At 27.6% G+C, this 3,735-nt stretch carries 3 protein-coding genes; all 3 read right to left on the reverse strand.

Features of this window, described 5'->3' with window-relative positions:
- Positions 1-102 precede the first annotated feature (102 nt).
- From NNC19_RS23210 to NNC19_RS23220, 3 genes are read right to left on the reverse strand one after another with little or no spacing between them, the layout of a single operon-like run.
- Positions 103-480 carry a DUF6262 family protein gene (locus NNC19_RS23210; protein ID WP_310941065.1) on the reverse strand — a complete coding sequence of 126 codons (378 nt, stop codon included), beginning with the start codon at positions 478-480 and terminating at the stop codon, positions 103-105.
- Position 481: 1 nt separating this feature from the next.
- Positions 482-2,449 (reverse strand): tyrosine-type recombinase/integrase, encoded by a 1,968-nt coding sequence (locus tag NNC19_RS23215; protein WP_310941066.1) that lies wholly within the window; start codon positions 2,447-2,449, stop codon positions 482-484.
- A gap of 1 nt (position 2,450) precedes the next feature.
- A complete protein-coding gene (locus NNC19_RS23220) occupies positions 2,451-3,578 on the reverse strand; it encodes a tyrosine-type recombinase/integrase (protein ID WP_310941067.1) in 1,128 nt (375 codons plus the stop codon).
- Positions 3,579-3,735: the final 157 nt, after the last annotated feature.

Below are 3,735 nucleotides of genomic sequence, written 5' to 3' on the forward strand. Positions count from 1 at the left end.
ATATCTCGTGTACACGCTTGTACACGGCTTGACTTTACTTATTTTATGCATGGGTTACATATAAACCATGCAACCCATATTGATTTTTTAATTTCTAATCCCTTAAATCATATTTTCATATAATTTTCCTCTAAGAACTTCTAATTGTTCTCTAAGTCTTCTATTTTCATATTCTAATTCTTTAATCTTTTTATCTTTAGCCATTATAATAATATCTTTTGATTTATCAGTTTTATCATAATTAAGTCTTTGCCTTATTACTTTTTCGGTTTGTTTATCTCTAAGTTCTTCTATTCTTTGCCTAACTTCTTGATTATTGTAAAGAAAAGGCTTTGATACACCACTTAAATTACAGACAGTATTAAAATTTATTTTCTGTTCGCTAAGCGATAGCTCACGGATAGCTTTATCTACCTTCTCTAATGTTGCTTGTGTTCTTCTTTTAGCACATTCTCTTATTCCATCAGTATTATTAGCCATCTTAAGCTTCCTCCCTTGACTTACCATTCTTATGAATGATTTTTTGTTCTCTAATTCTTTGCAATGTATCTTCTAATAATCTTAAATAAGTTTTATTCTTTTCAGCCCAAAGCTCTCTACCACATCTTTCACTAATATCAATTTGCTTTTTAACGTGTTCGATTTCTTCCTCATATTCAGGAATATTCTCGGTTGTAGTACAGAAGCTTCCACAATTTAAACAATGATTCATTTGTTGCTTACATATAAATTTATCTGGCTTAAAACATACTCCAAAAGGTACTCTTACAGCATCTAAATTCTTCTTAACATATTCATATCGAATTAAATTTTCACCCTCGTCAGAATGTAAATCAATTTTTTCAAGTTCATTAGTTTTGGTATCTACCTTAAATAGGTCTAAGTCCTCTGTATTCTTCCATTTTTCATAAAGAACGTTTTCTGTCACTGTGGCATAATGAACTGTCATTTGAAGGCTCTGATGACCTAAAATTTGTTGTATAATACTTATTCCCATCCCTTGCTCTACATACTCTTTGGCTCTTGTATGTCTTAAAGAATGTGTCCTAAAATGATATAAATCACCATTAACATCTCTAATATCTTTTTGTTCAATAAGCCTTTGAATTGTTAATAATAAATTTTGCTTCGCTAACGGTCTACCTTTGAGTTTTCCTTCATAAGTATTGAATAAATATTTCTTAGGATTATTTTCTTCTGTACTTAATTCCTTAGCTTTATCAATAGCTTTTCGAACCATTTCAGCAACTTTATCTCTTATAGGTATTTTTAATTGTGCTATGCCAGTCTTGGTTATTTCTCCACAAAGATAATAGTTATACTGTTGCTCTTTACTATTCCATATTTGTTCTAAACAATTGTCATATCTAAGATTTAATATATCTGTACCACGCCAACCCGTTTCACGAAGTAAAATATAAATAGGTATAAATTGTGGTCTATCTAAATCCGTAATATTATTATCTAACTGTTTTAATATGGGTTCTGGAATGAATTTAGTTCTTTTACGCTGGTCATTTTTATTTTCTTGTTTTATAATATCATCTTGGAATATTAGAAATGATACTTCTTTTTTAGGAGCTTTATCATATTGAGCCATTTGAATATATTCTAAAAATGTTCTTATTTGAGAAGTATATTTGTTAGACTCATCCTTGCTTTTTCCTTTTCTTTTATTATTAAAACTAAAAATAAAATTTTCTATATCTTGCCTTTTTAAATTTTCTACAAATCCATCTTTATATTTATTTGAATAAAAATAATCAAAAAAACATCTTAAATATATTAATATATTATAACAATGACTCCAACTCTTTTTAGTTATTATAGTTTTTAAATAGTTTTTAACTGTATTCCTATAATAAATAGGAATATAATTGAAGTTTAACGATGCCTCACCACCCTTAGTTCCACTTGCAGGAATTTTAGCACCTTTAATATTTTTTGAATGCCATATATCTTTTTCAGTTTCTTCTCTATTATCATAAAAGTCTTTTATAAAATCTACAACATATGGTATGTTGTTCATCTCATAGGAACTAACCTTTCCTTTGTCTAATATCTTAAACCCTATATTTACAAGATAACTCTTAAATTTAAACTTAAAGTTATTATTATCTATATCATTAAAACTTTTATATTTCAAATAATAGCTATTAAGAAAACTACCAAAGTGTTTTAGTGTGGTTGATAAACATACAATATATGAGTCTTTTAGTAAGTTTTCTTTAAAATTATAAATAATATAGAATTTCAACTCATTTTTTAAGAACTCGTTATTTATATTTGAAAAGTTAATATTTCTAGTACGCTTTATGGTCTTACCCACAAAAAATTCTTTAGTTAAATCCCACTTATCATTTTTCAACCAATACCCATCATCTTGCTTTAAATACTCAATAATTTCCTCATACTTACTCTGTTTATTCTTTATCTCTTGTATATTCATACTACTTATCTCCTTCGTTATAAATATCTAAATTTAGATTAGGCTGAGTTTTATTAAACTCTTCCGTAATTTCTTTATCTGAAGGATGTATATAGGTCTGTAAAGTAGTATAAATATTTTTATGACCGGCTCTTATTCTTAACAGTTCGGGTTGCCAATTAGCCATTCTAAGTGTAGTCAATGATGTATGCCTGAACATATGTGGTCTAACGTATATCCCTGTTTTCTTTTTTAATGTTCTAAACAAATTATTAACATCTGAATAGTTCATTGCCTTACATCTATGGTCGCCATGTACTTTTATAAATACATGATTAGTTTCAACTTCTTCAGTATGATATTCAGCTATATATTCCATGAACATATCAATTAAATTCTGGGATACATCTATTCTTCTAGGGCTTGAAACTGTCTTTATTTCAGCATAGTTCTCAAGTTCACCTCGGTCTTTGATGTCAATTACCATATCACTTATATCAAAGTCTTCAATCCATAATGACAAGGCTTCGCCGATGCGTACGCCAGTTTCATATAACAAATTTAAAAGAAACTTATCTCGAAAGTTATTGCAGGTATTTATAAGTATTGTTATTTCTTCTTTAGTTAAAGTTTTAGGTTTATACTTTGGAACTTTAAGTCTTAATATATTGCTTGTGACTTTCTTCTGTTCATAAGCTATTCCATATAAAAATCCTTTAAAATTTCTACTTGGAGCTGATACAAATTTTTTAAGTCTATCTGATATATTATTGCAATATTCCTCATGTCTTAAAATATAGTCATAAAACATTAAAACAGTATTTATAACAATGTTTACAGTTCTTGCACTTCTTGCTGAATCTACTTTGTTAGTCGGTATTACTTTTAAACTTTTATAAGGATTTTGTAACCAATTCACAAACAAAGCTAAATCATCAATAGTTATTTCTTGAAAATCTAATTCTCTTTGTTCCAAATACTCAAAGTACAATTTCAAGTGTTGACAATACATTCTCAAAGTATTTCTTGCATAGTTGGTATTGTCTTTAAATCTTATAAACTTCAATACTGGTTCTAAAGGCAACCCCATATCATCAGCTACAAAATATCTCTCTTTATCATCTTCTGTTTTGACCTTTACTACTTCCATATCTCTTAATACACTCCTATGATTTATTCTAATCATAGGTTTTACTTAAATAACTTAAATTATTACAACAATTTCTATAGTAATTTAAGTTTATTTTTCTATAAAAGTAGTTCATGAAATACTTTAAATACTATCTATTTTTCTACACTAGATTTTT

The organism is Clostridium sp. SHJSY1, assembly GCF_031626875.1.
Lineage (GTDB): Bacteria > Bacillota > Clostridia > Clostridiales > Clostridiaceae > Clostridium.